Annotated in this window: 22 protein-coding genes and 1 riboswitch; of the genes, 4 read left to right on the plus strand and 18 right to left on the minus strand. The window is 56.6% G+C overall.

Annotated elements, in window-relative coordinates; all coding sequences use genetic code 11:
* Positions 1 to 50 precede the first annotated feature (50 nt).
* The 6 genes from Q3Y58_RS01800 to Q3Y58_RS01825 all read right to left on the minus strand — a co-directional run bounded on the left by Q3Y58_RS01800 (position 51) and on the right by Q3Y58_RS01825 (position 6,134).
* Positions 51 to 557 (minus strand): hypothetical protein, encoded by a 507-nt coding sequence (locus tag Q3Y58_RS01800; RefSeq protein WP_319620754.1) that lies wholly within the window; start codon positions 555 to 557, stop codon positions 51 to 53.
* Between the two features lie 31 nt (positions 558 to 588).
* Positions 589 to 1,422, minus strand: coding sequence for a type 1 glutamine amidotransferase domain-containing protein (locus Q3Y58_RS01805; protein ID WP_319620755.1), 834 nt, complete (start codon positions 1,420 to 1,422; stop codon positions 589 to 591).
* Positions 1,423 to 1,489: 67 nt separating this feature from the next.
* On the minus strand, positions 1,490 to 3,331 hold the full coding sequence (locus tag Q3Y58_RS01810; protein WP_319620756.1) for an arylsulfatase: 1,842 nt from the start codon (positions 3,329 to 3,331) through the stop codon (positions 1,490 to 1,492).
* Complete coding sequence (locus Q3Y58_RS01815) at positions 3,328 to 3,966, minus strand: 2-hydroxychromene-2-carboxylate isomerase (protein WP_319620757.1); 639 nt, start codon at positions 3,964 to 3,966, stop codon at positions 3,328 to 3,330. The genes Q3Y58_RS01810 and Q3Y58_RS01815 overlap by 4 nt, the downstream gene beginning before the upstream one ends.
* Before the next feature lie 58 nt (positions 3,967 to 4,024).
* On the minus strand, positions 4,025 to 4,975 hold the full coding sequence (locus tag Q3Y58_RS01820; RefSeq protein WP_319620758.1) for a hypothetical protein: 951 nt from the start codon (positions 4,973 to 4,975) through the stop codon (positions 4,025 to 4,027).
* A 91-nt stretch (positions 4,976 to 5,066) separates the two neighbouring features.
* Positions 5,067 to 6,134 carry a helix-turn-helix domain-containing protein gene (locus tag Q3Y58_RS01825; protein ID WP_319620759.1) on the minus strand — a complete coding sequence of 356 codons (1,068 nt, stop codon included), beginning with the start codon at positions 6,132 to 6,134 and terminating at the stop codon, positions 5,067 to 5,069.
* A gap of 133 nt (positions 6,135 to 6,267) precedes the next feature.
* Here Q3Y58_RS01825 and Q3Y58_RS01830 point away from each other — a divergent pair, with 133 nt between their 5' ends.
* The gene (locus Q3Y58_RS01830) at positions 6,268 to 6,669 is read left to right on the plus strand and encodes a hypothetical protein (RefSeq protein ID WP_319620760.1); all 402 of its coding nucleotides are present in this window, start codon (positions 6,268 to 6,270) and stop codon (positions 6,667 to 6,669) included.
* Between the two features lie 72 nt (positions 6,670 to 6,741).
* On the opposite strand, the gene nrdF is transcribed toward Q3Y58_RS01830, so the two are convergent.
* The 6 genes from nrdF to pfkB form a co-directional block, all read right to left on the minus strand.
* Positions 6,742 to 7,713, minus strand: a complete 972-nt coding sequence (gene nrdF / locus Q3Y58_RS01835; RefSeq protein ID WP_274218308.1) for a class 1b ribonucleoside-diphosphate reductase subunit beta — start codon at positions 7,711 to 7,713, stop codon at positions 6,742 to 6,744.
* A gap of 23 nt (positions 7,714 to 7,736) precedes the next feature.
* Positions 7,737 to 9,887 (minus strand): class 1b ribonucleoside-diphosphate reductase subunit alpha, encoded by a 2,151-nt coding sequence (gene nrdE / locus Q3Y58_RS01840; RefSeq protein ID WP_319620761.1) that lies wholly within the window; start codon positions 9,885 to 9,887, stop codon positions 7,737 to 7,739.
* On the minus strand, positions 9,857 to 10,273 hold the full coding sequence (gene nrdI, locus Q3Y58_RS01845; RefSeq protein ID WP_274218146.1) for a class Ib ribonucleoside-diphosphate reductase assembly flavoprotein NrdI: 417 nt from the start codon (positions 10,271 to 10,273) through the stop codon (positions 9,857 to 9,859). The genes nrdE and nrdI overlap by 31 nt, the downstream gene beginning before the upstream one ends.
* A 4-nt stretch (positions 10,274 to 10,277) precedes the next feature.
* Positions 10,278 to 10,499 carry a glutaredoxin-like protein NrdH gene (nrdH, locus tag Q3Y58_RS01850; RefSeq protein WP_274218148.1) on the minus strand — a complete coding sequence of 74 codons (222 nt, stop codon included), beginning with the start codon at positions 10,497 to 10,499 and terminating at the stop codon, positions 10,278 to 10,280.
* 104 nt (positions 10,500 to 10,603) lie between these two features.
* Positions 10,604 to 10,799, minus strand: a riboswitch (cobalamin riboswitch).
* A 158-nt stretch (positions 10,800 to 10,957) separates the two neighbouring features.
* Positions 10,958 to 12,151, minus strand: coding sequence for an anaerobic sulfatase maturase (locus Q3Y58_RS01855; protein WP_319620762.1), 1,194 nt, complete (start codon positions 12,149 to 12,151; stop codon positions 10,958 to 10,960).
* Positions 12,152 to 12,201: 50 nt separating this feature from the next.
* A complete protein-coding gene (gene pfkB / locus Q3Y58_RS01860) occupies positions 12,202 to 13,149 on the minus strand; it encodes a 1-phosphofructokinase (protein WP_319620763.1) in 948 nt (315 codons plus the stop codon).
* A gap of 204 nt (positions 13,150 to 13,353) precedes the next feature.
* Between pfkB and Q3Y58_RS01865 the strand changes: the two genes are divergently transcribed.
* Positions 13,354 to 14,556: a hypothetical protein gene (locus tag Q3Y58_RS01865; protein WP_319620765.1), complete on the plus strand. Its 1,203-nt coding sequence runs from the start codon at positions 13,354 to 13,356 to the stop codon at positions 14,554 to 14,556.
* A 61-nt stretch (positions 14,557 to 14,617) separates the two neighbouring features.
* Here the strand turns inward: Q3Y58_RS01865 and pheT are convergent, their stop codons facing one another.
* From pheT to Q3Y58_RS01880, 3 genes are all read right to left on the minus strand, one after another.
* Positions 14,618 to 17,035, minus strand: coding sequence for a phenylalanine--tRNA ligase subunit beta (gene pheT / locus Q3Y58_RS01870; protein ID WP_274218153.1), 2,418 nt, complete (start codon positions 17,033 to 17,035; stop codon positions 14,618 to 14,620).
* Positions 17,036 to 17,074: 39 nt separating this feature from the next.
* Positions 17,075 to 18,157 (minus strand): phenylalanine--tRNA ligase subunit alpha, encoded by a 1,083-nt coding sequence (gene pheS, locus Q3Y58_RS01875; RefSeq protein WP_319620766.1) that lies wholly within the window; start codon positions 18,155 to 18,157, stop codon positions 17,075 to 17,077.
* A gap of 1,645 nt (positions 18,158 to 19,802) precedes the next feature.
* The gene (locus Q3Y58_RS01880; RefSeq protein WP_319620767.1) at positions 19,803 to 21,437 is read right to left on the minus strand and encodes a hypothetical protein; all 1,635 of its coding nucleotides are present in this window, start codon (positions 21,435 to 21,437) and stop codon (positions 19,803 to 19,805) included.
* A 325-nt stretch (positions 21,438 to 21,762) separates the two neighbouring features.
* On the opposite strand from Q3Y58_RS01880, the gene msrB reads away from it, so the two are divergent.
* Both msrB and msrA read left to right on the plus strand, forming a co-directional pair.
* Entirely contained in the window at positions 21,763 to 22,209 is a 447-nt protein-coding gene (gene msrB, locus Q3Y58_RS01885; RefSeq protein ID WP_274218157.1) for a peptide-methionine (R)-S-oxide reductase MsrB, read from the plus strand.
* Positions 22,206 to 22,712 (plus strand): peptide-methionine (S)-S-oxide reductase MsrA, encoded by a 507-nt coding sequence (msrA, locus tag Q3Y58_RS01890; protein ID WP_274218158.1) that lies wholly within the window; start codon positions 22,206 to 22,208, stop codon positions 22,710 to 22,712. The genes msrB and msrA overlap by 4 nt, the downstream gene beginning before the upstream one ends.
* An 88-nt stretch (positions 22,713 to 22,800) precedes the next feature.
* Here msrA and Q3Y58_RS01895 read toward each other — a convergent pair whose 3' ends face one another.
* From Q3Y58_RS01895 to Q3Y58_RS01905, 3 genes are all read right to left on the minus strand, one after another.
* Positions 22,801 to 24,258 carry an Lcl C-terminal domain-containing protein gene (locus tag Q3Y58_RS01895; RefSeq protein ID WP_319620768.1) on the minus strand — a complete coding sequence of 486 codons (1,458 nt, stop codon included), beginning with the start codon at positions 24,256 to 24,258 and terminating at the stop codon, positions 22,801 to 22,803.
* A 192-nt stretch (positions 24,259 to 24,450) separates the two neighbouring features.
* On the minus strand, positions 24,451 to 24,882 hold the full coding sequence (locus tag Q3Y58_RS01900) for a DCC1-like thiol-disulfide oxidoreductase family protein (protein WP_319620769.1): 432 nt from the start codon (positions 24,880 to 24,882) through the stop codon (positions 24,451 to 24,453).
* A 146-nt stretch (positions 24,883 to 25,028) separates the two neighbouring features.
* Positions 25,029 to 25,610, minus strand: a complete 582-nt coding sequence (locus tag Q3Y58_RS01905; RefSeq protein ID WP_319620770.1) for a PhnA domain-containing protein — start codon at positions 25,608 to 25,610, stop codon at positions 25,029 to 25,031.
* Positions 25,611 to 25,694 lie beyond the last annotated feature (84 nt).

Genomic DNA, 25,694 nt, shown 5'->3' on the forward strand with positions numbered 1-25,694 from the left:
GGGGCGGCCCTCTCCAATCCCACTCACACGAATGTCGCGACATTCGCGCGTCATTGAATGGCATATTTCAGGGCCGCTAATCCGGAGCCCAGACCGCCTGCGAACAGTGCCCCACCGAACGCGAGCCAACAACTATGATTAATCACCCAGCCAACCCGTGCGCCGAGTATGATGAGGATGGCCACGCAAAACGCTTGGGACAGCATTGTCGCAGTTTGCATTGTCAGCCATTCCAGACCTCCGGCGATGAACAGCGCCGTGGGCGCATTCGCGACGATCAGCATCGGGTGGTTGTTCGACCACGCGGTTTGCGTAGCCTTTAGAGTTAGCATCCGTTCGCCTGTCTCCATCGCATGAGACAGAAGTGCTGCGAATGAGCGGACCAGTGTGACCGCAAGAACAGATCCAAACAGGACCAAGGCTGGCTCAAAAGGAGCCTCGGGCGTATCACCCAATGCCATGAGCAGGCTAAGCACCAAAATGGCACCGTAGATGAGGCCAAAGGCTCTTTTTTCTAACGGCTGCCAGCCCAAGTGTGCTGCGTGAGCGATGCGCATTTCTTGGCTCCTGTGCCAGACCTGCTCGGGATCAGACGTTGCGTTGCGTAGCCATCTTTTCGAGGATACGGTGCGCAGTCTCATAACCACTGTTCTGGTTTTGGCCGGTTACCAGATTGCCGTCGATCGAGGTGTGCGTGGCAAAAGGGTCACGGAATGCGTGCTGGCATTCGAAGATCGCGCCAAGTTTACGCAGCTCTTCCTCGGGGTGCTTGGGTGTGACTGCGATGCCGAAGGTATTGATCTGACCGTTCGTTACGCCGGTGACGCGGCGGCCTTTGACCAACGGTTCGCCATCCAGACCTTTAGCGCCGCACAGACCAAGGGCGCCGTGGCAGACAGAGCCAAGGATCTTGCCTGCGGCATTGGCGCGGGTGATGAAATCAGCCAGTTCCTCGCTTTGCATCAAGTCATAGGCCGCACCCCAGCCTCCGGCCATGAAGATCACGTCGTAGTCATTAGGATCCAGATCGGCGACGGCCTTGGAGTTCTTGAGGTCGTGCATCGCCTTGCTGTCGGTCATGAAACGCTTGTCGTCGTGACAGGCAAGTGGCCACGTCCAGGACCAAGGCTGGATCGGGATTTCACCGCCTTTGGGCGAGGCCATATCGACCTCCATGCCTGCATTGACGAACGCATAGTATGGCACCGTGAACTCGGATCCGAAGGCCCCGGTGGGCTTTGTGGTTGGATCCAGGCGGTTGTGGTTGGTGCAGATCACGAGCGCTCGGCGGCCCTGCATGTCGAAATCCGGGATAGTATAGTGCCTATGAATGCCCAGAAGACGCAGGAATGCGGGCAGATAGAGATACGTGAGAATGGCCAGCAGGGCCAAGACAACAAGGGCGACAACGATGAAGGTCATGCCAGTTCTCCGAATTGCGGTGTTTGTATGTGCGCCTCTTGGGCTGGCGCACTAATTGTAAGTTGGATTAGTGGGCTGAACGGCGGACAAGCATCCGGACAAGGCGGAAGAGCGCGTAAACGCTGATCAACAGCATCAACACCAGCCCGGCTAGATACGGCCAGTATTTGCTGACGGTCTTTTCCAGGAGGTTCGAGAAGAGCTGCGCCTCGGCATAGTCCTCTTGTCCCAGCTCGAACACGCCAACATCTGCCACGTAGGCTTCGTATTCGGACTTAAGCTCCGCAAAGAGTTCCGGGTTCTCGCCGGACAGGTCGGTGGTTTCACCCGGATCGACGGATAGATCGAAAAGCCGCCAGGTAAAATCGCCACGCGGCAACGCGGTACGCACCAGCTTCCAGTTGCCGCGATAAAGCGCGGCATTCCCGCTTACCTCACCTGCGAAGCTTTCATCGGCGCCGCGGGTTTCGGTCGTCTGATCGGAAAGAACCGGAAGGATGCTCTTGCCGTAAAGAGTGCCAGGGTCATACGCCACACCTGCAGCTTCAAGTAGGGTCGGCATCAGGTCGGACACGTGCACAGGGGCTTGCTGAATTCCGCTTGCCGCAACACCGGCGCCCGCAATGACAAGCGGCACACGAAGTCCGCCTTCTGAGGAGTAGAACTTGTACAGGTTGAACGGTGAGGCCTCAACAGAAGCCCATTCGGGCCCGATTGCGGTCAGGCTGCCTGGAAGGCCCATGTTTTCTGGGGAGGTGTCATAGCCTTCAAGACGATGGATCCCGTTCAACAGAAGATCGAACACTGGGTTCTCAAGGGACGTCACCCCCGATTCAGCCCCGTTGTCAGACGTGATGACGACAATTGTGTTGTCCAGCTGTCCGTTGGCCTCCAGATGATCCAGCAGGCGCCCGATATGGAAATCGGCTGACTCGATCATGGCGGCATGAACCTGCATTGCGCGTGTGGCTTCGGCCTTTTCTGCCGCAGAGAGGTCATCCCAGACGCGGTGGTCCTCATGAACCGGGGCCAAGGTCGTGGTTTCTGGCACGAGGCCGAGATCGATGACCCGTTCCAGACGTTCTTTGCGCATCACGTCCCATCCGGCGTCGAACACTCCGTCATAACGTTCGATGAACTCGAGCGGGGCCTGAACCGGGATGTGAGCGGCCTGAAGAGACAGGAAGCCGAAGAACGGTTGATCCGCATCGCCTTCGTCGATGTAGCGGATCATCTGGTCAACGAGATTGCGGGAGGAATAGAAATCCTCGGGCAGACGGACGGGTTTGCCGTCCTCGAACCAAGGGACCTCCGGGTAACCTGGCAGATAGTGGCGGTGGTCGTAATTGCTGCCGCCCGTCGAGTCCATCACGTAAGATCGGTCAAAGCCGAAATGGTTGGGCAGGTTCTTGCCCTTTGCTCCGATGCCCCATTTCCCGGTCACGTAAGTTTGGTATCCGGCTTCTGACAAGATCGTCGCAATGGTCGCCTGATCTTTGTCCCAAACCATGGAATAGCCGGGCAGCTCGCGCTGCTCAGGCGTCACCGTTTCGACCAGCGTGCCCATACCCGTCTGGTGATTGTCTTGGCCGGTCATCAGCATGGCCCGGCTTGGCCCGCAGAACGGGGAGGAGTAATAGCGCGAAAAGAGTGTACCTGACTGCGCCAACCTGTCGATGTTCGGGGTACGCGCATCACTGCCATAGGCACCGAAACCGGTAAAACCGACATCGTCAAACAGAACGACTAAGATATTCGGTCGCGCATCCTGGCCAAATGCCGGGAGTGCCGTCGCGAGGCAAAGGCTCAGCGCACCGAGCACGGCTCGGGTAAAGTTCGTCATGTAAGCTTCTCGTTTTGTTGCGTTCATAGCAAAGAGCCGCGCCCTGTTGGCGCGGGTAATGGTCATGGTTTGGCCAATCCTGCCTTACCAAGACGCCAGCGCAGCGTGTCGATGCGGTCCTGACCAAAGAATGGCTCGCCCTCGAACACCATGGTCGGCACGCCCCAATGGCCGGAGGCATCCAGCGCAGCTTGGTTGGCTTCGATCTCGGTCGTTGGGTCATTCGCGGCTATTGCGGCGTCCATTTCCGCAAGATCAAGGTTGGCCTTGGCGGCTGCGCGGGCGAGCCTGTCGCCCTCGTTCCAACCCGGTGTGCCGCCCCAGATCAATGCGGAGACGTGATAGGCAAATTCCAGCCCCTTGCCACGCCGTTCGGCTTCTACGCCAAGGCCGGTCAAGCGATGGATGTAAGGTTGCTCGCTTGCGACTTCGAACGTTTCAAGATCCTGCACGACCGGATCCGGCACGGGCCGTCCAAAAGGCAGTCCGAGGAACTCGGCGCGCCGCACCATGTCCAACATGATGTAGCGCACCCGGCGCGGATCATCGGAAAACAGCGCGTCTTTCGCGCGCACTGCAATTGGCAGCACCGGGCGAAACCGCAGGTTCACATCGAAGTCGTCGCGCAGCTTCAACAGATCGGGCGTGACAAGGTAGGAATAGGGGCTTCTGAAGGACCAGAATACGTCGACAGATCTCATTATCTTTATGTCTCCGAGCTTGGGGCGGCGATGCGCTGATTGATGGGGCGACTGCGTCTCATTGGCGGCGGAGAGACACCGTGATTTCGGTGTCAGGGTTCAAATCACCATTCGGATCGGCAAAAATCCCTTCGGGAAACGAAACGGAGAGGGGCGTGTCAGCTGTATCGAGGCACAGCAGATGATTGTTGTCGCCATCTCCCAGATCGGCCAGTACAGTTGGCGTGACAGTCCGCTCTGTTCCGTCTTCGGCGCGTACGGTCACACGGTAGAGATCTCGCTCCGCATCGCCTGGCTCATCGCCATTTTCAAGCGTAACGCCTCCAGCCCAGACCACTCGCACAGCTTGTTCAATGCCCTCTGACGGGCAGTCTGTGCCATCTGTGCGCCGCTGGCCGAGACCTTGATCTGGAGTCAAAGGGTCAACGACTTCGGCCATCACGAGGCTCGGACCGGATGCCAGTGGCGTGACCTCGACCTGTGCGCCGCGGAAATCCAACACGCCGTCGATTGAGTGAAGATGCCCGACAACCTCAACCGACACCGGCGGATCAGACTTTGCGTCCCCGAATTCCCCAACCAGCAACACCGTGCGCAACTCGCCGGGGTCAGTCGCAGGGAGTAGGGTGACGCAGAGTGTTTCGCCCGTCGCACCGGACGCGGTGGTGACCTTGAAATCTCCCGCCTGCATCGTTGTGTGGTCAATCTCACTCGAGAAGATCACCGGCATGCCATCCTTGCCGGGCGCGCCCCGGCAGATCAGCCGGGAAAGAATAGGCAAGCCGTTGTCGAGCCCGAAGAAGGCCGAGAGAAGTTCGGCGGATCGATCGCCGTTTTCGCTTGGTAAACTGGCATTTTCGGTTGTGTCGATCAGGTCAGAGCTGGTGACATCGGCCAAGGTGGGTGAGACACTCATCATCACGCAGGACAACGCCGCGACCAAGCGCCCAAAAAATGCACGACGGGTGCGGCTTCTGTTCTGAATAACAACTTGCAAAATGCGTGGCATGAGTCCCTCGGAATATTATGCTTACGCAGAATATACTCCGAAGGGTGCGTCGTTCGACCGCAGGTCAGGATCACCTACGGCCAGAGACTATTCATTTTCGGCCAGCCTTATCCAAGGTCAGGGCGAGCTGATCCCGGAATGCTTTTGGGGTAAGGCCGGTCCATCGCTTGAAGCTTCGAGCGAAGTTCGAGGACGTCTCAAAACCGAGAGCACCCGCGATCGCCTTGATGGGTAACGTACTGCCGGATAGGAGGGTGCGGGCGCGCTGTTCTCGGACCTGATCCACCAGTTTGCGATAGGAGGTTCCGGACCGATCCAACTGCCTACGTAGACCACGCTCGGAATATCCTAACTCGGCCGCAACATACGAGAGCGACACCGCCAGAGACGGCGCGCTTTCAAGAAACGCCGTTACCTGAGTGACCGGGGTCGTCTCGAACGCCATCTCCTGCGCGAATTGCTCGCAAAGGCCCAGCAGCCGCGCATGATTGATCGGATCAGCGCCGGGGAGGGGGCGGTCCAACAGGGTTTCTGGAAAGATGATCTGGTTCTCAGATGCCTCAAACACAATAGGAAAGCCGATTTCGGCTTCGATAGCTGGCCAGCGCTCAGGCGCACTGATTGTCATTTCGGCACGGGTCGCAACCTGGTCGGTACGCAGCATCGCCTTCAGCAAACCATTTATGGCTACAATGGCGCTGCTGAACCCGAAATACTCCAAGTCTTCGAAATGAAATTTGGATCTCAGGCGAACGGCTGCTTCGGGCCCTTGCAGGCCAGAGAGTGCTTTTATGATGCTGACGTCCAGTGCGGGGAAGTTCAAAAAGAAGAATCTCTTCAGAACGTCGAGCCCGTCCTCGAAACGTGCCGCATTCATGGCTGTATATGCCGGCAGTCCGATATACGTAGGTTGAAACTTTAAAGCCAGCCTGATCCCAAGATCTGGTTCCCCGGTTTGCTCAATGGCATTCAGAAGAAGCCGTCGAAGCGGCTGAAAACCACATCGAAAATGTGGATCGCTCAAATGGCTTTCATCAAGCCAAGTTCCTGTAAGCAAATCGCTTGCGGCATAGCCTTCTTCCCGAAGTTCTCGGAAGATGAAACCCGGATAGTTCATTGGCAAAGCCGGATCATCCGGTGTGAAGGTCTTTCGCGCCATCGATGATTGCTCCGTCCTCGTCGCGACAATGATAGCTTGCATCAGGGGCTTGGGCAACGGCCCGAAACTATCGGTTTACGGGCGTCAGTACACCCTCATCTGGTAAGATGCGGCGCGTAATCAAGCGAAACCATTGGAGTTTTGTCGTTCTCGCGTGGTGCTTGATGGCCTGCCGGGCGAAGCGTTTAAGTCATCGTTCGTCCGCATCATTCCCGGTCGGGCGACTGGGAGTTTTTGTGGATGCCGCGGCACTTGCAGGGTTCTCCCCTGCGGCAAGGGCCGGGATGGCGATGAAGTTGCCGAAATCCTTGATGAGCTCATCAACGGCGATGGCATCAAGGGAGTAAAGCTCCTCGGACTGGATGAAGACAGCTTCTCAATCCAGATCAACGGCTGGGGCTTTGATCAGCGCTCTGAAGACCGTGGTTGGAACAAGATGGTCGACACAATCCTCTTCACAAACGTTGAAGACGTAATCGATGAAGTTCTTACCAGTCCGGCGCTAACTTCGGATGATGGATACAACATCGCCTGATCCGTCGGCACAGTCTAAGATAAAGGGCGCTCGTGGCGCCCTTTATATATTGGATCTTGTCGAAGGGATTTGTCAGAAATCCCAGTCTTCATCTTCCGTCGCAACGGCCTTGCCGATCACATAGGATGAGCCAGAGCCAGAGAAGAAGTCGTGGTTCTCATCCGCGTTTGGAGACAAGGAGGCCATGATTGCCGGGTTTACCTGACAAATCGCCTCTGGGAACAGTCCTTCAAAGCCCAGATTTTGCAAGGCCTTGTTGGCGTTGTAGTGCAAAAAGTGCTTCACGTCCTCAGTCAGGCCCAGCGGATCATAGAGTTCCTCGGTGTAGTGGGTCTCCAGTCCGTAAAGGTCCAGCAGCAACGAGAAGGCAAAGTCCTTGATCTCGGCTCGCTCCGCTTCTGGCAGTCTCTCCAGAGCGCGTTGGAACTTATAGCCGATGTAGTAGCCATGCACCGCTTCATCGCGAATGATGAGACGGATAAGATCCGCGGTGTTGGTCAGCTTGGCACGGCTGGACCAATGCATGGGCAGGTAGAACCCGGAGTAGAACAGGAAGCTCTCCAGGAACACGCTGGCAATCTTCTTCTTCAGCGGGCTGCTTGTTGCGTTGTACTCTTCCAGGATCAAACGCGACTTGGCCTGAAGATGCTCGTTCTCCTCCGACCAGCGGAAGGCGTCATCCACCTCTGCAGTACGGCACAGGGTGGAAAAAACGGAGGAGTAGGAACGCGCATGAACCGCCTCCATGAAGGCGATGTTGGTCAGCACCGCTTCTTCGTGCGGCGTCACCGCGTCCGCCATGAGAGCAGGTGCACCAACTGTGTTCTGAATGGTGTCGAGCAGCGTCAAACCGGTGAACACGCGGATTGTCAGCTGTTGTTCTTCCGGCTTCAGAGAGGCCCAACTTTGAATGTCGTTGGACAGCGGCACTTTCTCCGGCAGCCAGAAATTGGCAGTCAGACGGTTCCAGATCTCAAGATCTTTTTCGTCTTGAAGGCGGTTCCAGTTAACCGCCTTGGCGACTGGCTTGATGGCACTGTGAATGGTCATGGTTAGTCCTCAAAGAGTTAAAGGGTACAGGCCACGCAGCCTTCGACCTCAGTGCCTTCCAGTGCCATCTGGCGCAGGCGCACGTAATAAATTGTCTTGATGCCCTTTTTCCAAGCGTAGATCTGGGCCTTGTTGATGTCGCGTGTCGTCGCGGTGTCCGGGAAAAACAGAGTCAGTGACAGTCCCTGGTCCACATGCTGGGTGGCCGCCGCATAAGTGTCGATCAGCGCTTCCGGACCGATCTCGTAGGCATCGCGATAGTATTCCAGATTGTCGTTGTTCATGAACGGCGCTGGATAGTACACGCGGCCAATCTTGCCTTCCTTGCGGATTTCGATCTTGGACACGATCGGGTGGATCGACGAGGTCGAGTTGTTGATGTAGCTGATGGAACCGGTCGGGGGCACCGCCTGAAGGTTCCGGTTGAACAGTCCGTCCTTCATCACGGCGTCTTTGAGCGCGGCCCATTCTTCGCGGGTCGGAATGTGAACGCCAAACTTCTCAAAAAGCGCTGCCGCACGTTCTGTTTCTGGCACCCAGTCCTTCTCGATGTATTTGTCGAAGAAAACACCGGACGCGTACTGGCTGTCTTCAAACCCCTTGAAGCTGGAACCGCGTTCCTTCGCCAACTCATTGGAAGCGCGGATGCAGTGGAACAGCACCGTGCAGAAGTAGATGTTTGTGAAGTCAATGCCTTCCGGACTGCCATAGTGAATGTGCTCACGGGCAAGGAAGCCGTGCAGGTTCATTTGGCCAAGGCCAATGGCGTGGCTTTCATCGTTTCCGCGGCGAACGGATGGCACGGAGTCGATTGCGCTCATCTCGGAAACGGCTGTCAGCGAGCGAATTGCGGTTTCGACCGTTGCCCCCAGATTGCCGCCGTCCATGGCCTTTGCAATGTTCAAGGATCCCAGATTGCAGGAGATGTCAGTACCAAGGTGGTCGTAGGACAGATCGTCGTTGAACGTACTGGCCTCATTAACCTGCAGAATCTCAGAGCAAAGGTTGGACATGGTGATGCGGCCTGCAACAGGATTTGCAGCGTTCACCGTGTCTTCGAACATGATGTAAGGATAGCCGCTTTCGAACTGAATTTCGGCGAGCAGCTGGAAGAAGTCTCGAGCCCGCATCTTCTTCTTGCGGATCTGCGGGTTGTCCACCATCTCCCGGTACTTTTCCGTCACGGAGATTTCGGAGAATGGCACGCCGTAGACCTTCTCAACGTCGTGCGGTGAAAACAGGTACATTTCCTCGTTCTGCTTGGCGAGCTGGAAGGTGATGTCCGGAATGACGACGCCAAGGGAAAGGGTCTTGATGCGGACCTTTTCATCCGCATTCTCACGCTTGGTGTCGAGGAAACTCAAAATATCCGGGTGGTGGGCGTTGAGGTACACTGCTCCGGCACCTTGACGGGCCCCCAGCTGATTGGCGTAGCTGAAGCTGTCTTCCAGAAGCTTCATCACTGGCACAACGCCGGACGACTGGTTCTCAACGCCTTTGATTGGCGCGCCTGCCTCGCGCAGGTTGGTCAGCATCAAGGCCACGCCACCGCCGCGCTTGGAAAGCTGCAGGGCGGAGTTTATGGAGCGGCCAATGGATTCCATGTTGTCTTCAAGGCGAAGCAGGAAGCAGGAGATCAGTTCGCCGCGCTGCTTTTTACCCGCGTTCAGGAACGTCGGCGTCGCTGGCTGAAACCGGCTGGAGATGATCTCGTCCATCATGCGCATGGCGAGGTCTTCATCGCCGCGCGACAGTGCCAGGGCCACCATCACCACACGGTCCTCGTAGCGTTCCAGATAGCGTTTGCCATCGAACGTCTTCAGCGCATAGCTGGTGTAGAATTTAAATGCACCAAGGAACGTCGGGAACCGGAACTTGCGCTCGTAAGCCGCCACAAAAATGGACTTCACGAACGCCGGATCGTACTGGTCCAGGACCTCAGCTTCGTAGTAGTTCTCGCGCACCAGATAGGAGAGTTTCTCCTCCAGAGAATGGAAGAAAACCGTGTTCTGGTTCACGTGTTCCAGGAAATACTGACGTGCCGCCTGACGATCCGCTTCAAACTGGATCTTCCCCTCCGTATCATAGAGGTTCAGCATGGCGTTCAGCGCGTGGTAGTCCAGCCCTTGTTGGGCGACTACTGACTTATCGAGAGTTGTTGCTTCCAAAATAAATCTAGTCCCTGACGTACCCGCGCGATGTCACTGTCGGTGCCTGCAAGTTCAAACTTGTAAAGGCATGGGCAGTTACATTTGGCGGCGATAATTGTGCCTGCGTAGGCAAAAAAGGCCCCAAAATTTCGATTGCCAGAGGCGATTACGCCTCGAAGCAGAGTTCGGTTTGCCGCATCGTTGAGGAAACGGATCACCTGTTTGTGGACGGCACCGCGCCCCTCACCATCCGCGTAGGTGGGGGTAATCAGAACAAATGGCTGAGTTGCCTTCAGCATTGGTTCGGACGCGCGCGGCGGAATGCGCTCGGCCGGCAAGCCGAGGCGCTCGACAAAGCGGTGGGTATTTCCTGATGGGCTTGAGAAGTAGACGAGCCCGCTCACCAACTCAGGCGAGGCCGCCGATTTTGTCTGGACGGAAGCCAGCCCAGTGCTGGTCTCCTGCAACAACGACAGGAACCTGTCGGTAACCCATCGCTTCCACTTCAGCCAGAGCATCGTTGTCCTGTGTGAGGTCAATCACATCATAGGCAATACCAGCGCTATCCAGTGCGCGGGTTGTTGCGGTGCACTGCACACATGCAGGCTTGGAGTATACGGTAATGCTCATGCTTTCGTCCCCGTAGCATTGGGGGAGGCGCAGATACGCATGGCCGAGCAACGCACCCTCGCGGCTCGTGCACGAAACGCATCCCGGACCCTCCGCCCGTGGTCGTCAGTTGGTGTCTTTTGGCAGGTCTCCTGACTTCACAGCTCAAGCGCCATCCGCCCGCCTTCCCGAAGTGAACTCACTACAGTGGCAAATTGGGCGAAAAGCTCGCCGCTTACAGTTGCGGGGGCAGTGCCGGAGTTGCACCGGCTTCCCTCTTAGCTTCCGATTGAATCGCAAGACCAAAGACACTGCATATTGTGCTTGGTGCGCGCGAATGGTCAACATGCTGTATGGGTATACCCACATGCCAATTTTGTGGAATTCTAATTTGCAAGAAGAGTGGGCTATTTACACTCAGTGCAAACTGGAGGGTCGCTCCTGCGGGCACAGGCAGTGGCGCCGGGTCGCCAATTTGGTTAGCCCTTGGTTTTGTTGGGCTGCTGCCTCAGCAGCTCACGAATCTGCGGGGCTGACGCACCCTGTGCCTGAAGCATCGCAATTGTTCTGAGCCTTGCTCCCGCATGTTTGAAAAACATTTTGAAGCTTGGACAAAAGTAGTTCAGAGCATAACCACCGTCTCTGTCAGGCATGAAACGATGCTTGGGGCATCCCCCGTTACACGCCGAGACGAAAGAGCAGATTCGGCAATCAGTGGGCAACCCGGTTTGCTTGTTCTCCCCAAATCTGACTTGTGGTGCGCTGGTCGCCAGAGCGTCCAGCGGTGTTTCAAGAATGTTGCCCAACAGGTGCGTCGGGTAGACGAAGTGATCGCAGGAATAGAGGTCGCCGTTGTGTTCCATGGCCAGTGCCTGGCCGCAGGTGGGAGCAAACGTGCAAAGCCATGAAGGCATACCAACCATCGTACCCATGTGTACGTCGAACATCTGAACGGAAACCTCACCAATGTCGTTGGTGGCCCAGTCATCAAAGATGGCACACAGGAAGCGGCCATAAGCCTTTGGTGAGGCACTCCATTTTGCCAGGTTCTTCGCTGTTCTGTGGCTTGGAAGGGCAAGCGATGCCACTTCTTCAACGGCAGGGATGAACTGCAAGTGACGAAACCCTGCATCTTTCAAGAAGCGATAAACTTCCCGTGGGCGTCGCACATTGCCTTGGTGTACCACGGTCAGTGCGTTAACCGCCACTTCATGGCGGGCAAGGCGTTCTGCCGCCTCCATGACGCGCTTGAAGCTGGGGCGTTTGGCGCGGTCAACGCGGTAGGCGTCATGGATGGGCTCTGGTCCATCAATGCTGAGACCAATCAGGAAGCGGTGCTCGCCAAAGAATCGAGCCCAGTCATCATCCAGAAGCGTGCCATTGGTTTGAAATGCATTCTGAATAGTTACGTGGTCCGGCGCGTAGCGCATCTGCAACGCCACTACCTTTCGATAGAAAGCCAATCCTGAAAGAGCAGGCTCGCCACCTTGCCAGTTGAACCAGATCTCACGGAGACCGAGCTCAGCTTGTGATGCAATGAAGCCCGAGACATAGTGCTCCAACACCCCGTCGCTCATGGCGAAACGCTTGCTATCCGCGTAAAGCTCGTTCTTCTCGAGGTAAAAACAGTAGCCACAGTTGAGGTTGCACTGCGGGCCATTGGGTTTTGTCATCACCTGAAATGGCCAGCGGTGCTGAGTTAAACTGTTTTGCTTTGAGTGCATCATACAGGTGCGAGGCACACCGTCTGCGCCAGTTCCTCAACGCGCGCCACCTCCGGCAAGCGCGGTCCTACCTCGCCGAGTGCGCCGAGTGAGAAGCCCGTTGAGATCCGTGCCATCTCTCTGAGGTCGAAGCCGCGCACATGGGCGTGCACAAGGCCAGCTACCATGGCATCCCCAGCCCCCACCGTACTGGCGACATAGGGCGCAGCCGCAATGGCATGCACTGCCCCTTCCTCACTCACAAAAACGGCACCGTCGCCGCCCATTGAAATGACGGCAAGACCAATGCCTTCCTGCACCAACTCACGCCCCCCAGCGGCGACTTCCACTGATGTCTCTAACCTTCCGCCGAGGATGTAACGCAGCTCCTCCACGTTGGGTTTGACGACGTAAGGTTTTGCAGACAAGGCAACCCGCAAAGGCAAACCGCTTGTGTCTACCACCGTTTTGCAGCCGGCCATTCTGGCCCATTTGATAAAGCGCAGATAGCTGTCTTCCGGCAAGCCTTTGGGCAAGCTGCCAGCAAGCACCAACCAATCAAGCCCTTCTGCTGCAGAGACAATGAGTTGTCGTTCCACTGCTTCAAGGTCTGCTGCCGTCGCCGCCGGGCCCGGGAAGTTCAGGTCGGTAATTCGGTTGGTGTCGTGATCGACGATTTTGATGTTTGTGCGCGTTGCGCCGCTAACACGACTGAAATCGTCGACGATGCCTAACTCGCTAAAATGACGCGTGAAAAGCTTGTCGTTGTCCTCTCCCAATAGGCCGAGAACGGTCACCTTGTGCTTGTAGTGCGCCAGAAAGGAGGCGACGTTCACGCCTTTGCCACCGGCATCCGTTCGGGAGCTGATGGCACGATTGACCGTATCAAGTGAAAAGCCGGGGGCCAGGACGGTCTGGTCAACAGCCGGGTTCAGTGTGACTGTTGCAATGCGGGGAGCTGGGCTCATGTTGTGCGTCCTCTGGGAGTTACCTTTGGGCATATTCTAGGCAAAACACTCGCAGTTTCACCTGCGGAGCTTTGCGGACCATAACCGAAGCATCAAAGCGGCGGTCCCCAGCCATTTTTAACCATGGCGCGTTTTCGGGGTGCGGGCGATGCAAAATGGCAGATACACTTGTCTCAGTATCCTTAAATTAGTCAGAGTAGAAACATGAGCCGCATTCTGAAGTTGTTTTTCATTACTCTCGTTTGCGCAATTGGCTGGCCAGCTTTTTCTAACGCTAGTCAGCTACAGCTTTCGGGTGATGAGCGCTGGTTGGTATTGGCGGCGCGGGAAGACCGGCAAGACGCTATAATGGAAGCACGGGAAAGCAGCTATTTTCTGCCTAGAACCTTTGTGGTGCGCGCAAAAAACGGCTGGTATGCCATTCTCTCAGGGCCTGTTCAGGCGCAGACTATGGAGCAAATTCGCAAAGCTGACTACGCCAACGCTGTGCCTGAAGATGCGTACCTTTCCAAAGGAAGCAATTATCGTGAGTTGATTTGGTCCTCGCCTGAGATGGTGCGTGTGGAGCTTGATGGTAACGCCAGGGCCTCAGCCCAACTTGAAAACCTGAAGGTGGAGGTGGTTCGAAAAAATGCGGAAGGCAACCCGAGCGACGGGGAAGACTTCGTTGAAACCTTCCTCGATATCACGCTCCATGACGCAAACGGGGCGCCACTTTATGCGCTAAAAACGGATACGGATGTTTATTCGTCCTTCGGTAACTCATTGGAAATGCTGAGAATACTGCCAGACACGCCCTATCCTCAGGTGATTGTGCGCCGCTACACCGGCGGGGCACACTGCTGTATCGACATGTCCATTCTGACCACGGACGAGGAGAACAACTGGGTGACCGTGCGCGCCGGGACCTTTGACGCTGGCGCTAACTATCGGGTTTTTGATCTTGACGGCGATGGGACGCTGGAGCTCCTGACTGTCGACCAGAGTTTCCTCTACTTGTTCGCCCCTTATGCTGGGAGTCTTGCGCCGCTGGAGATACAGCGCCTTGAAGGTACAAGGATCGTCAACGTAAGTGCCGATCCTGCATATCGTAGTGAATTTGTCAGCGAGCTCAATAGCTTGGAAGAATATGCTGCTCAGCGTGCAGACCTCTGGAATGCAAACGGCTTTTTAGCAGCCTGGGCGGCGGTGAAGACCCGCCTCGGTGACTTTATCCCCGCTCTGGCCCGTGTGACCGAAAGCCATGGTCCTTCCGATGGCTTTGGTGTTCGTGTCTGCCCAGATGGAAGCAACATTGAAAACTGCTCCTATGAACAATCCGTCGTTCTGCCATTCCCCGCAGGTCTCACCGTGCATCTGGTGCAACAAGGTTATCTTGCATCCGGCGCTGACGAGAACGCACAGTAACGCAATAAAAAACGCGGCTTCAAATGAAGCCGCGTCCTTTTAGTCTTGTAATATCAGCGTCTTAACTGCGAAGCGCGCCGCCGGTGGATTTCGCAACTGCCTGTACGATCTTTGCAGAGACAGCCTCGATATCCTCATCGGTGAGGGTCTTCTTGGTTGGCTGCAGCATCACGTCAATGGCGAGCGAACGCTGGCCTTCCGGAACGCCTTGGCCTTCGTAGATATCGAAGAGCGTCACATCAACGATCAGCGCCTTGTCTGCACCGCGTGCAGCTCGCAGCAGCTTCTCAACCGGCACACCCTTGTCGACCACGAAAGCATAGTCGCGGCGAACGGGCATAAGATCAGGGGCCACAAACGCGCCCTTGGACTTGGTCGGCTTCTTCTTTGGCTCTGGAGCTGCGTCCACAAAGATCTCGAAGGCCACCAAAGGACCTTCAATATCAAGGTCTTCCAGTGTTTGCGGGTGAATTTCACCGAAGTACGCCAAGGTGTTCTTTGGTCCCATCTTCAGCGCGCCGGAGCGGCCCGGATGGTAATAGGACGGTGCATCGGTGAAGACCATCAGCTTGTCTGTTGCAACACCAATGGCGCTCAGGGCTGCTTCCGCATCGGCTTTGGCATCGAACACATGAACCGCCTCGGAGTTGCCAGACCAGTGACGACCTGCGCCATCCAGAACGGCGGTGCCGCGGCGTACGCCGGAGACCATAACCTTTTGATCTTTCTCGGAATCTCCGAGGAAGACCTGCCCAACTTCGAAGAGCGCAACATCCGGAAAACCGCGGTCCGCGTTGCGCTGTGCTGCTGCCAAAAGACCTGGCAGAAGGGAAGGGCGCATGTCGGACATGTCTGCGGAAATCGGGTTCGCCAGCTTCAGTTCCGGCTGGCCACCACCGAAAACTTCCGCGTGTGCAGCGGGGATAAAGGACCAGGTCACCGCCTCATCCAGACCGCGCGCAGCAAGGGCACGGCGGGCGTTTGAGCGGCGAATCTGACTGGTTGTCAGTACCTTCTGGGAGACAGGCTCCATGCGTGGCAGCGTAGCGGACGGCACCTTGTCGATGCCGACGATGCGCATAACTTCTTCCACCAGATCTGCTTTGCCGTGAACATCTGGACGCCAGCTTGGCGGGGAAACCTTCACAACATCGCCAGTTCCGGAGACCCAGAAGCCGAGCATGGTCAGAACGGCCTTGATTTCTGCATGGGAAACTTCGAGTCCGGAAAGGCGCTTCACTTCCGAATACGGGAAGTCGATCATGCGCTCTTCCTGCGGGATTTCCCCGGTCAGCTTTGGCGCGCTTGGCTCGCCGCCACAAAACTCCACAGCGAGTTTCGTTGCAAGATCAAGGCCTTCCATTGTGTAGGTTGGGTCAACGCCGCGCTCAAAGCGGTAGCGCGCATCGGTAGATATGCCCAGCTTGCGGCCAGTGCGTGCGATGGTCAATGGGTTCCAGAGCGCCGATTCGATGATCACGTTGGTGGTGTTCTCATCACAGCCGCTCACTTCGCCGCCCATGATGCCACCAAGAGACTCAACGCCGTTGTCGTCAGCAATCACAACAACACTTTCGTCTACCTGGTAGGTCTTGCCATCAAGGCCAACAAGTTCTTCGCCCTGTTTGCCGTAACGCACTACCAGATCGCCAGAAACCTTATCCGCATCAAACACATGGAGCGGACGGCCCTGATCGAAAGTGATGTAGTTGGTGATGTCCACGAGGGCATTAATCGGACGCAGGCCAATGGCAACAAGGCGCTTTTGCAGCCACTTCGGAGACGGGCCATTCTTGACGCCGCGCACAACGCGGTAACCAAACGCCGGGCAATCCTCGGTGGTTTCGCCCAGCTCAATGCGCACATTCACGTTTGCGTCGAAGTTTGCGTTGAATTGCGTTTTTTCCGTATTTTTGAGCGTGCCAAGGCCAGAAGCTGCAAGGTCGCGTGCAATGCCATGAACACCCGCGCAGTCAGGGCGGTTTGGCGTCAGACCAATCTCGATGACAGGGTCATCCAGACCTGCATACTGAACATAGGGAACACCCACAGGTGCGTCCTCTGGCAGGTCGATGATGCCGTCATGCTCGTCAGACAATTCCAGCTCGCGCTCGGAAGCCATCATGCCGAAGCTTTCCACGTCGCGAATCTTGCCAACGGACAGGGTGACATCAAGACCGGGAACATAATCGCCCGGCTTCGCGAACACGCCCTTCAGACCGGTGCGGGCGTTTGGCGCGCCACATACCACCTGCACAGGTTCGCCCTCGCCAGTGTCGACTTTCAGAACCCGCAGACGGTCTGCATTCGGGTGCTGCACCGCTTCCAGAACATGAGCAATGCGGAAACTGCCAAGACGATCGGCCGGGTTGGTGACTTCCTCAACCTCCAGACCAATCATGGTCAACCGTTCAAGGATCTCTTCAAGGCTAGCGTCGGTCTCAAGATGGTCCTTGAGCCAGGAAAGAGTGAATTTCATGTCTCTTCTCTTTAATAGCGTGCGATCAGGACCGCGGGGTTATCGGGAGAGGCCAGCCATCAGGCTTGGCATGTCGAGCGGACGGAAGCCGTAATGCTTCAGCCAGCGCACATCCGCGTCAAAGAAGGCACGCAGATCCGCCATGCCGTACTTGAGCATGGCCAGACGGTCGATGCCCATTCCCCACGCAAAGCCCTGATAAACATCGGGATCCAGACCGCAGTTGCGCAGCACATTCGGGTGAACCATGCCGCAGCCCAGAATTTCCATCCAGTCTTCGCCTTCGCCGATCTTCACCTCAGCGCCGGAGCGGTCGCACTTCACGTCCACTTCCATGGACGGTTCGGTGAACGGGAAGAAACTTGGGCGGAAGCGCAGCTCCACATTCTCCACCTCGAAGAACGCCTTGAGGAACTCTTCCAATGTGCCCTTCAGGTGACCAATATGGGTGGTCTTGTCGATCACAAGGCCTTCCATCTGGTGGAACATGGGTGTGTGGGTCTGGTCGCTGTCACAGCGATAGGTCCGACCCGGAATGATGATGCGCAGCGGTGGCTCCTGATTGCGCATGGTGCGAATTTGAACCGGAGACGTGTGGGTGCGCAGCAACAGGCGCTCGCCGTCTTCCTTCGGATTAAAGAAGAAGGTGTCATGCATCTCGCGGGCCGGGTGGCCCTCCGGGAAGTTCAGCGCAGTGAAGTTCAGTTCATCGGTTTCGATGTCCGGGCCTTCGGCAACGGAAAAGCCCATATCGGCAAAAATCGCGGTGAGCTCTTCGGTCACCTGAGAGACCGGGTGAATGCGGCCGCTCTCCGCTGGCGCAACGCGCAGCGGCTGGGTCACATCAATGGTCTCGCTGGCAAGGCGGGCCTCAAGGGCTTCTTTTTTCAAGACTTCCTTGCGCGCGGCAATGGCATCGCCCACACGGGTCTTGAGCCCGTTCAGGGCCGGACCCATTTCCTTGCGCTCTTCGGGAGACATCTTGCCAAGAGTCTTCATCTTTTCAGAGACAGACCCCTTCTTGCCAAGGGCAGCAACGCGCACATCTTCCAGCGCAGCCTCGGTGGTGGCCGCGTCAATGGCGGCGGAGATCTCGGCTTCGAGAGTTTGAAGGTCGGACATAATCCCTCAAAGGTTTGCAGCTTCGCCCATTGCGGGCGATCATCATATGAAAATCGTGGAGTGTGTTTTAGCAGAAATGCCAGCGCTTTCCAGTGCCACACCCCCAGCTTTTGGCAGTTTTTGCCGCAAAGCGAAAAAGCCGGTGTAACCCGTTGCAAAATACGGATCACGCCATGCGATCAGGGAGAGGCAAGGGAGAGGTATCAGGCGGCATGCCTGCGGCGTGGTGGGCGCGGTCGCTGCCTCAGCCACGCCGGGTCATAAATCGCCCGCATGCCGGTCCAGAATTGAGCCGGGCCTGAACATCTTTGAAGATGATCACGTGCAGGGACATGTCATGCGCCTTGAGTGGTTGCGGATGCGCGAAACCTAGCAGAGCTTCGGGCGCTGGGGCAAGATGTTTTCTGGATCCCGGCTCGGAGGCCGGGATGACGCAGGGTGTGTGGGGTAGGGTTTGGGCCTTTAACCTAGTGTGGGGCATGGTCGAGCTTTTATCTCAGGCGTCATCCCGCGCTTGACGCGGGATCCAGAGCCGCGGAAAAGCATGCCATGGGTTTCACCGCCAGTGTTGACCACAAGCGTGACCTTGTGCGGGTCGGGGTGTCTGGTGGATCCCGGCTCGGTGGCCGGGATGACAGGAAGGGGAGTGGTCGAGGTTCTAGCCTTCAATCTAGTGTGGGGCACGCGCGGATCTTAAACCTAGTGTGAGGTACGGCTGTACTTTTTCCTCTGGCGTCATCCCGCGCTTGACGCGGGATCCAGAGCCGCGGAAAAGCATGCCATGGGTTTCACCGCCAGTGTTGACCACAAGCGTGACCTTGTGCGGGTCGGGGTGTCTGGTGGATCCCGGCTCGGTGGCCGGGATGACAGGAAGGGGAGTGGTCGAGGTTCTAGCCTTCAACCTAGTGTGAGGTATGGCTGTACTTTTATCTCAGGCGTCATCCCGCGCTTGACGCGGGATCCAGAGTCGTTCGGAAAAGCGTGCGAAGGAGTTCACTATCTGTCGCGGCCACAAGCGTGACTTTGTCCGGGTCGGGGCGTCTGGTGGATCCCGGCTCGGGGGCCGGGATGACGGGAAGGGGAGTGGTCGAGGTTCTGCGGTCACACCGGGGTTGGTGCGTGGTTCTGCTAGGTGGAGTGCTCGCACCATAGGTCGTGTGCCGTGCTTCGTGCTGATAGCCTATTGTGTAGTGCTGCAGTTGAGCTGTCAGCCCCTTGCTCTGGATCCCGGATGTGCGCTTCGCTTCTCCGGGATGACGCAGGGTGTGTGGGGCAGTGCTGGGCCTTCAACCTGATGTGAGGCAGGGCTGGGGCCATCAATCTAGTGTGGGGCACGCGCGGACCTTAAACCTAGTGTGAGGTATGGCTGTACTTTTATCGCAGGCGTCATCCCGCGCTTGACGCGGGATCCAGAGTCGTTCGGAAAAGCGTGCCATGGGTTTCACCGCCAGTGTTGACCACAAGCGTGACCTTGTGCAGGTCGGGGTGTCTGGTGGATCCCGGCTCGGAGGCCGGGATGACGGATGGAGGGGGCGTTTCTCTGTCAACTCGGTGCGGGGCGTTGGTAAACAGCCCTCGCGGTTTGGGGCGTTGCGGGACAAAGAAGAAGGGCCGCCACGGTGTGACGGCCCGAATGGGTGAGGCTTTAGACAAAGTCTGCCAAGAAGCCTGTCGAGTAGTTGTGAAAGTCAATCTGGTCGACGTTATAGTTCCAGAATGAGCCTTCAACATCACCGAGGCCTTGGCCGCGCTGCCAGTTCAGGTTTTCGGCAACATCTGTACTATCGATACTGTGAATGACTTCTCTGACCGTGAAACGATCGAAGTTGAAGTCAGTTCCATTAAAATCGTTGTTGCGCTCCCCTCTGACGTGCCAAGTGATGAACTCGCGGTCTGTGTTACCGATCCAGCCTTGCTCGAAATACGTCATATTGTAGACGTCAAATCCGAGGTCTTCCACAAGGCCTGGGTCGAAATGGGTCTTCCGGTCCGCTACCGCCTCGATGTGCGCGCGAAGCGCAATGGAGTTGGCAAGGTCCGTGTATTCATCGAAGGCTTTGTTGAGGGATACCTTGAGATTGCGTGTATCGGCACCGCTGCCCTCCAGGTCCTCAATCACGCGTTTTCCGATTTCGAATACATCTTCAATGCGCTCCAGATGCTCGATGCGTTGAATTGTGTCAGGATCGACGCCGTTATCGCCCAAGCCCTCTTTCCTCATGCGCAGCGAGGCTGCCGCTGTGCTCTCGATTGCCCCTGCAAGAGACAGGACATTGCCCGACATGAGGCTGGTGCCGATGGATGTCAAAGAGCTGACCAGTGTAAGGAAGGCCGCAGCGTCTGCGTCTCCTTTGTTACCGTCATGTTGATCGTCGGCTTGATCCCAAACCTTCGTTTGCCACTGTTCAAAGCTGTTCGTCCAGTTGTCAAAGGTCACTTTAAGGTTGTTGATCAGGGCATCGTGGCCAGCCTTGTAATTGCTGTACTTGAACGCCTTGTCGTCGAGCGTTGAGATAAAGGCGTCTGCGTTTCCTTGCAGGGTTGCCAGTCGAACGTCTATCTGGTCAAAAAGCTCGTGGTAGCTTGAAAATTCCCTTTGAGTGATGTTCGAACCCTGGATCCGCCCCACGGCGTTGGCCGCGTTCAGATCTGATCGGTCGGCATAGGTGAAGACGTTCACCTCCAAATCGTCGAGGCCCCAAGCTGCGTCCTTGCCGTTGTTGTTGGAGCCCTTGTTGTATCGCAGCGCCATGTAGAATGGGTCATCCAGCGCCGTGTAAATGGTGTCGGGGCTGAAGAAGTCTCGGTCGAGTTTGATGCTGTAATGGTACTTCTGGTCGCGATCGGCCCAAACCTCGGAGCCGCCGCTGCCGTCGATATCAATGTTGGAATCGAGCAGTTTGCGATCCCATGAATAATTCTCTCCAGAACCTGAGCCGTCACGATCGGTGCGCGTGTAGGAAAAAGTTCCGAGACGAAATGACTCTTCAAAATTGGCTGGCCCGCCGAAAATCGTGATGTCGAGGCCGTTGCCATATGTTTTGCCATACTCATAAAAGTCGAAATCGACGGTAACGTAGGCGATGTTGCTCTGATCTATGCCCTTATCAATGGCATCCTTTGAATAAAACTGGTCAACGCTGCCAGTGGTGCCGGTCCAGACCCGATCACGGCTGTCAAAGCCGTCTTCAAATGTCTTCAGTCGCCCGTTGCCACCCGGTATGCTTGCAAGGCCTACGTTGATAAAGCCGCTATCAAATCCAGCATCAATTAGAGACATCCAATTCCTCCTCAAGTAATGAGTTAACGCAGGGGATTGTTGAATAAAATTAAAATATAAATCCCCTTACGTATGGAGACATTGGATGAGTTGCATATGTAACGCTTACATTCAATAGTTGCTTGTTGGAATATGATTTGATTTATTCTTATGAATACAGTCGATTTGATCATAGTTATTTATATGTTATGCGTACCGCATATTTGACGGGTAAGAAGTTTGGGAGGGTTTCACATCCCCCTCACAACATTGTTTCTTCGAGACGCTTCCCCATATGGTAAGGAACCAAACTCTTGAGATTTCGCCGAGTGGAGGATGAGAGGGGATGACCTATAAGAAGTCACCGGAAGCACTGAACAATCTGACGCCCGAGCAGCATTATGTAACCCAGCAGAACGGCACGGAACGGCCGTTTACGGGCCAATATAACGACCATAAGGAGCCGGGCATTTACGTGGACATCGTCTCTGGCGAACCGCTGTTTGCCTCTGCCCACAAGTTTGAAAGTGGGTGCGGCTGGCCAAGCTTTACCAAGCCAATCGAGCCCGCCCATGTTCAAGAGCTTTCCGACACCAGCCACGGGATGATCCGTACTGAAGTGCGTTCCACGCATGGGGACAGCCACTTGGGGCACGTGTTTCCAGACGGGCCGCGAGAGCATGGCGGTCTGCGCTACTGCATCAATTCGGCCGCGCTGCGGTTCATCCACCGGGATGACATGGAGGCCGAGGGCTACGGGGCCTATCTCGATCAAGTGGAGGACGTAAAATGAGTGAGCGTGCAGTACTGGCAGGCGGGTGTTTCTGGGGCATGCAGGACCTGATCCGCAAGCTGCCGGGCGTTGAGAAGACCCGCGTGGGGTATACGGGCGGCGATGTGCCAAATGCGACCTATCGCAACCACGGCACCCACGCTGAAGGGATTGAGATCGTTTATGATCCGGAGAAAATCAGCTACCGGCAACTGCTGGAATTCTTCTTCCAGATTCACGACCCGACCACGCTGAACCGGCAGGGTAATGACATCGGCATGTCCTACCGCTCTGCGATCTACTATGTGGACGAGGAGCAGAAAAAAATCGCCCTCGACACCATCGCGGATGTGAATGCATCAGGCTTGTGGCCGGGCAATGTTGTGACAGAGCTGGAGCCGGTGGGCGACTTCTGGGAAGCCGAACCGGAGCATCAGGATTATCTTGAGCGCATCCCGAACGGGTATACCTGCCACTATCCGCGCAAAGACTGGGTGCTGCCAAAGCGGAAAGCAGCCGAGTAAGAGACACGGAAAAGAGGCCCGATAACCGCCAGGTAAGCGGCGTGACTACCGGGCCTCAAGGGTATCCAGGCCTCATGGGCGGCGCAGGTCAGTGCCAAAGTGGGCGTTTGCCTCTGGGCGCATCTGGCCGCTTATGGCCCGGAGGTGGAGGGCGTCGTCCCTCACCTGCATTCTGGGGCCGCTGCCTCTGAGCGCTCTGTGAGACCTCATAGGTTTCTGCAGGACGCCGCGTCTGTTTGGGCTGGGCAACAAGGATTGCGCCACCTGCAACGCAGCGGGCAAAGTTTTCAATGCGAATGGCATCCCCTTGCGGGCCAAAGCCCTGAGCGTAGTCCTTGGCGTTTCCGGTGATCGGGTCACTGCGCTGCGAACCTGCCCCATGTACATCCAGCCAGCTGCCGCGCATGTTTACAAGGGACCGGCCAAAGGCAACATACGCCCCACCGAATTTGCGTGACGTGGTGCGGTGAATGGTGCTGGACCAATATTGAGCAAAGTCCTGCTGCCCGGCTTCATTGCGGATAGGCGTTGCTTCAAAAACGGTATTGATGGCGGCACTGCGGCTGGTATCCGGAGAGCGGGAATAGTCCACGATTGATTGAAGCTCTTTGACGTTGGGAAGACGCCAGTCGTTGCGACCGCCAAGGCGCAAGCCTTCGCAGTAGGCCAGTGCTTCAGTCCACCTCAAGGCTTTGGTGCTGTCTTGCTGTTGCCACGTGAGGCCGGTGGCGCGATCCAGTACCGTACCATCTTTCTGATCCCTGAAGGCGTTGCGGCCATAGGTCGTCTTACCCCGCACCAGCAGCACATAGAATGTCTTCTCACCGCGCGGGGATGAGGTGCCATAGCCCTTGATGCGACCGTCGATGAAGTTCACACCAAAGTAGGTGGTGTCGCCGCGCATGGTGGTGGAGACATAGCGGCTGGAGGTGATGAACAGGCTGTCGATGAGGCGTTCTCCCGACTTCGTATCACCGGGCCCGAAACCGAACACGCGGCTGTCGATGAAGGGAATTGCGGAAAGGGTGCGGGACCGGCTGGGGCCGCTTACATCCTGACCATCAAACTGAATGAGAGAGTATAGCTCTTTGATGGTGGGCAAGCGCCAGTCTGAGTGACCGCCAATCGTTGCGGCATCAGCATAGCGTTTGGCCTCCGCAACAGTGAGCTTGTCGGAGGCGTTGATCGCGCCGTCGCCATTCAGGTCTGTTGTTTGGCTCCACATCAGTTGGGTCACGTTGTCGGTCACCGTGCCGCTACCTTTGGAATAGCTCGGGGCGTTGCCCTGATACTGCGCATCTTGACCAAAGGCGGTTTTGCCCACGCCAGGGCACGACGGCAACTCACCGTTTGTCCCGAAACACAGCGAGGCGCCGGTGTCCACGATTGGGTAGGACAGCGAGCCTTGCGTGGCCTCTGCGGCTTCAACGGGAAACAGCGTTAGCGAAAGGCTGGCGGCAAGAAGGTTGTTGATGAGCCATGCGCGGGGCTTCGAGCGAGGCTTCGGTCGGCTGTAGGGCAGCAAGGGCCGAATAGGGGCGGGCATAAGGGGTCCTCCTTGGGATAAAAGGAAGCGCCACCACCGTTGGTTCAGAGCAAATCAAAGGTGGTGCCGCCAATTCCTGAGGCAAACCCTAAGGAAGGCGCTGGGCCGATCCTATCGAAACCTTGTAAGAAAGTGCATCAACCAAAGCTGTGTCTGTTACAGTTTCAGAACGAGACGGGAACAAACCCAGCATTAACTGCGGATCTTGCGGTGCCCAAGCAGTTTCAAGGTGCCATTGCGAAGTGCACGCAGCACCGGGTAGGCCAGTCGTGCGCGCTGCTGCGAGCGAAACAACCAGCGGTTCAGGCGGTTGAAACCAGTAGAGCCGGTGGCCAAAAGCGCGATGAGATGGAGCGCGTCGCTGCCCGCATACTCCCGGCCCTGATAGTGAGCGACCATGGTTTGATCAATATCGATGCCTCTGGAGATGAGGTCTGCGACGACCTGCGGATGAGCGCGGGCATCAATCAGTGTGACCGTGCGCCCTTCCTCTCGCAGCTCAAGCAAAGTGGTGTAGCGCTGGCAAAACGGGCAGGCCCCGTCGTAAATCAGCGTGAGGGTGTCGGTGGCCCCGTCATGAAGCAAGCGGCTGTGCGTGTCTGGAATGCTCTTGCTGTTGCTCATAGAGGTTCTGCCCAACGCGCCCCAGGTGTTCTCAAATCCATACTGCGCTTGCACAGTGTTTCGCTTTCGGCTGGGTAAGCGTTGCAGCGAAAACTACGTTTGTAGTCCAAATATAGCGGCGGCCGCAGGGGCCGCCAGCTCTGTTCTTAGTTCTTCTTCACAAACTCGGTGAGGATGACAATGCGTTGGTCGTTGACACGGCCTTCAATGTGGCTTGCGTTGTCTGGCACGAGGGCAATATTGCGTACTGCGGTGCCGCGCTTGGCTGTAAAACCTGCGCCCTTTACTTTCAGATCCTTGATGAGAGTGACGGTGTCACCAGCGCTCAAAACGGCACCATGGGTGTCCTTGTGAACGATGGCGTCTTCGTCGTCACCTGCGGCCTCAAGACCTGCTTCCGCCCAGCTCTGGGTTTCTTCATCCAGATAGATCATCTCAAGAAGATCCTGTGCCCAAGTCTCTGCGGACAGCTTTTTCAGCATGCGCCATGCGGTGACCTGAACCGGTGCCTCTGTGCTCCAGGCGCTTTCGTTGAGGCAACGCCAATGAGTGCCGTCCAGCTCTGCTGCACCCGTCATCTGATCACTGCAGGTTTGGCACGCAAGAAGCGCACGGTCTGCCGTGTCGTCTGCGTCCGGTCCAACCGGAAACACGCTCAGGTTTTCGCTGGCGCCACACAATTCACACTTGTCTTCGGCGCGGGCGCGCAGGTCTGTTTCCAATGACATGGTCTAGGTACCTTTCCCGATCTCTCTGGGCTTGAAACGAAAAGACCGGCCTCTTTGCAGGCCGGTCTCTTTATGCTGTTAGCG

It is taken from the genome of Nesiotobacter zosterae (assembly GCF_033843645.1).
In the GTDB taxonomy this organism is placed as follows: Bacteria; Pseudomonadota; Alphaproteobacteria; order Rhizobiales; family Stappiaceae; genus Pseudovibrio; species Pseudovibrio zosterae.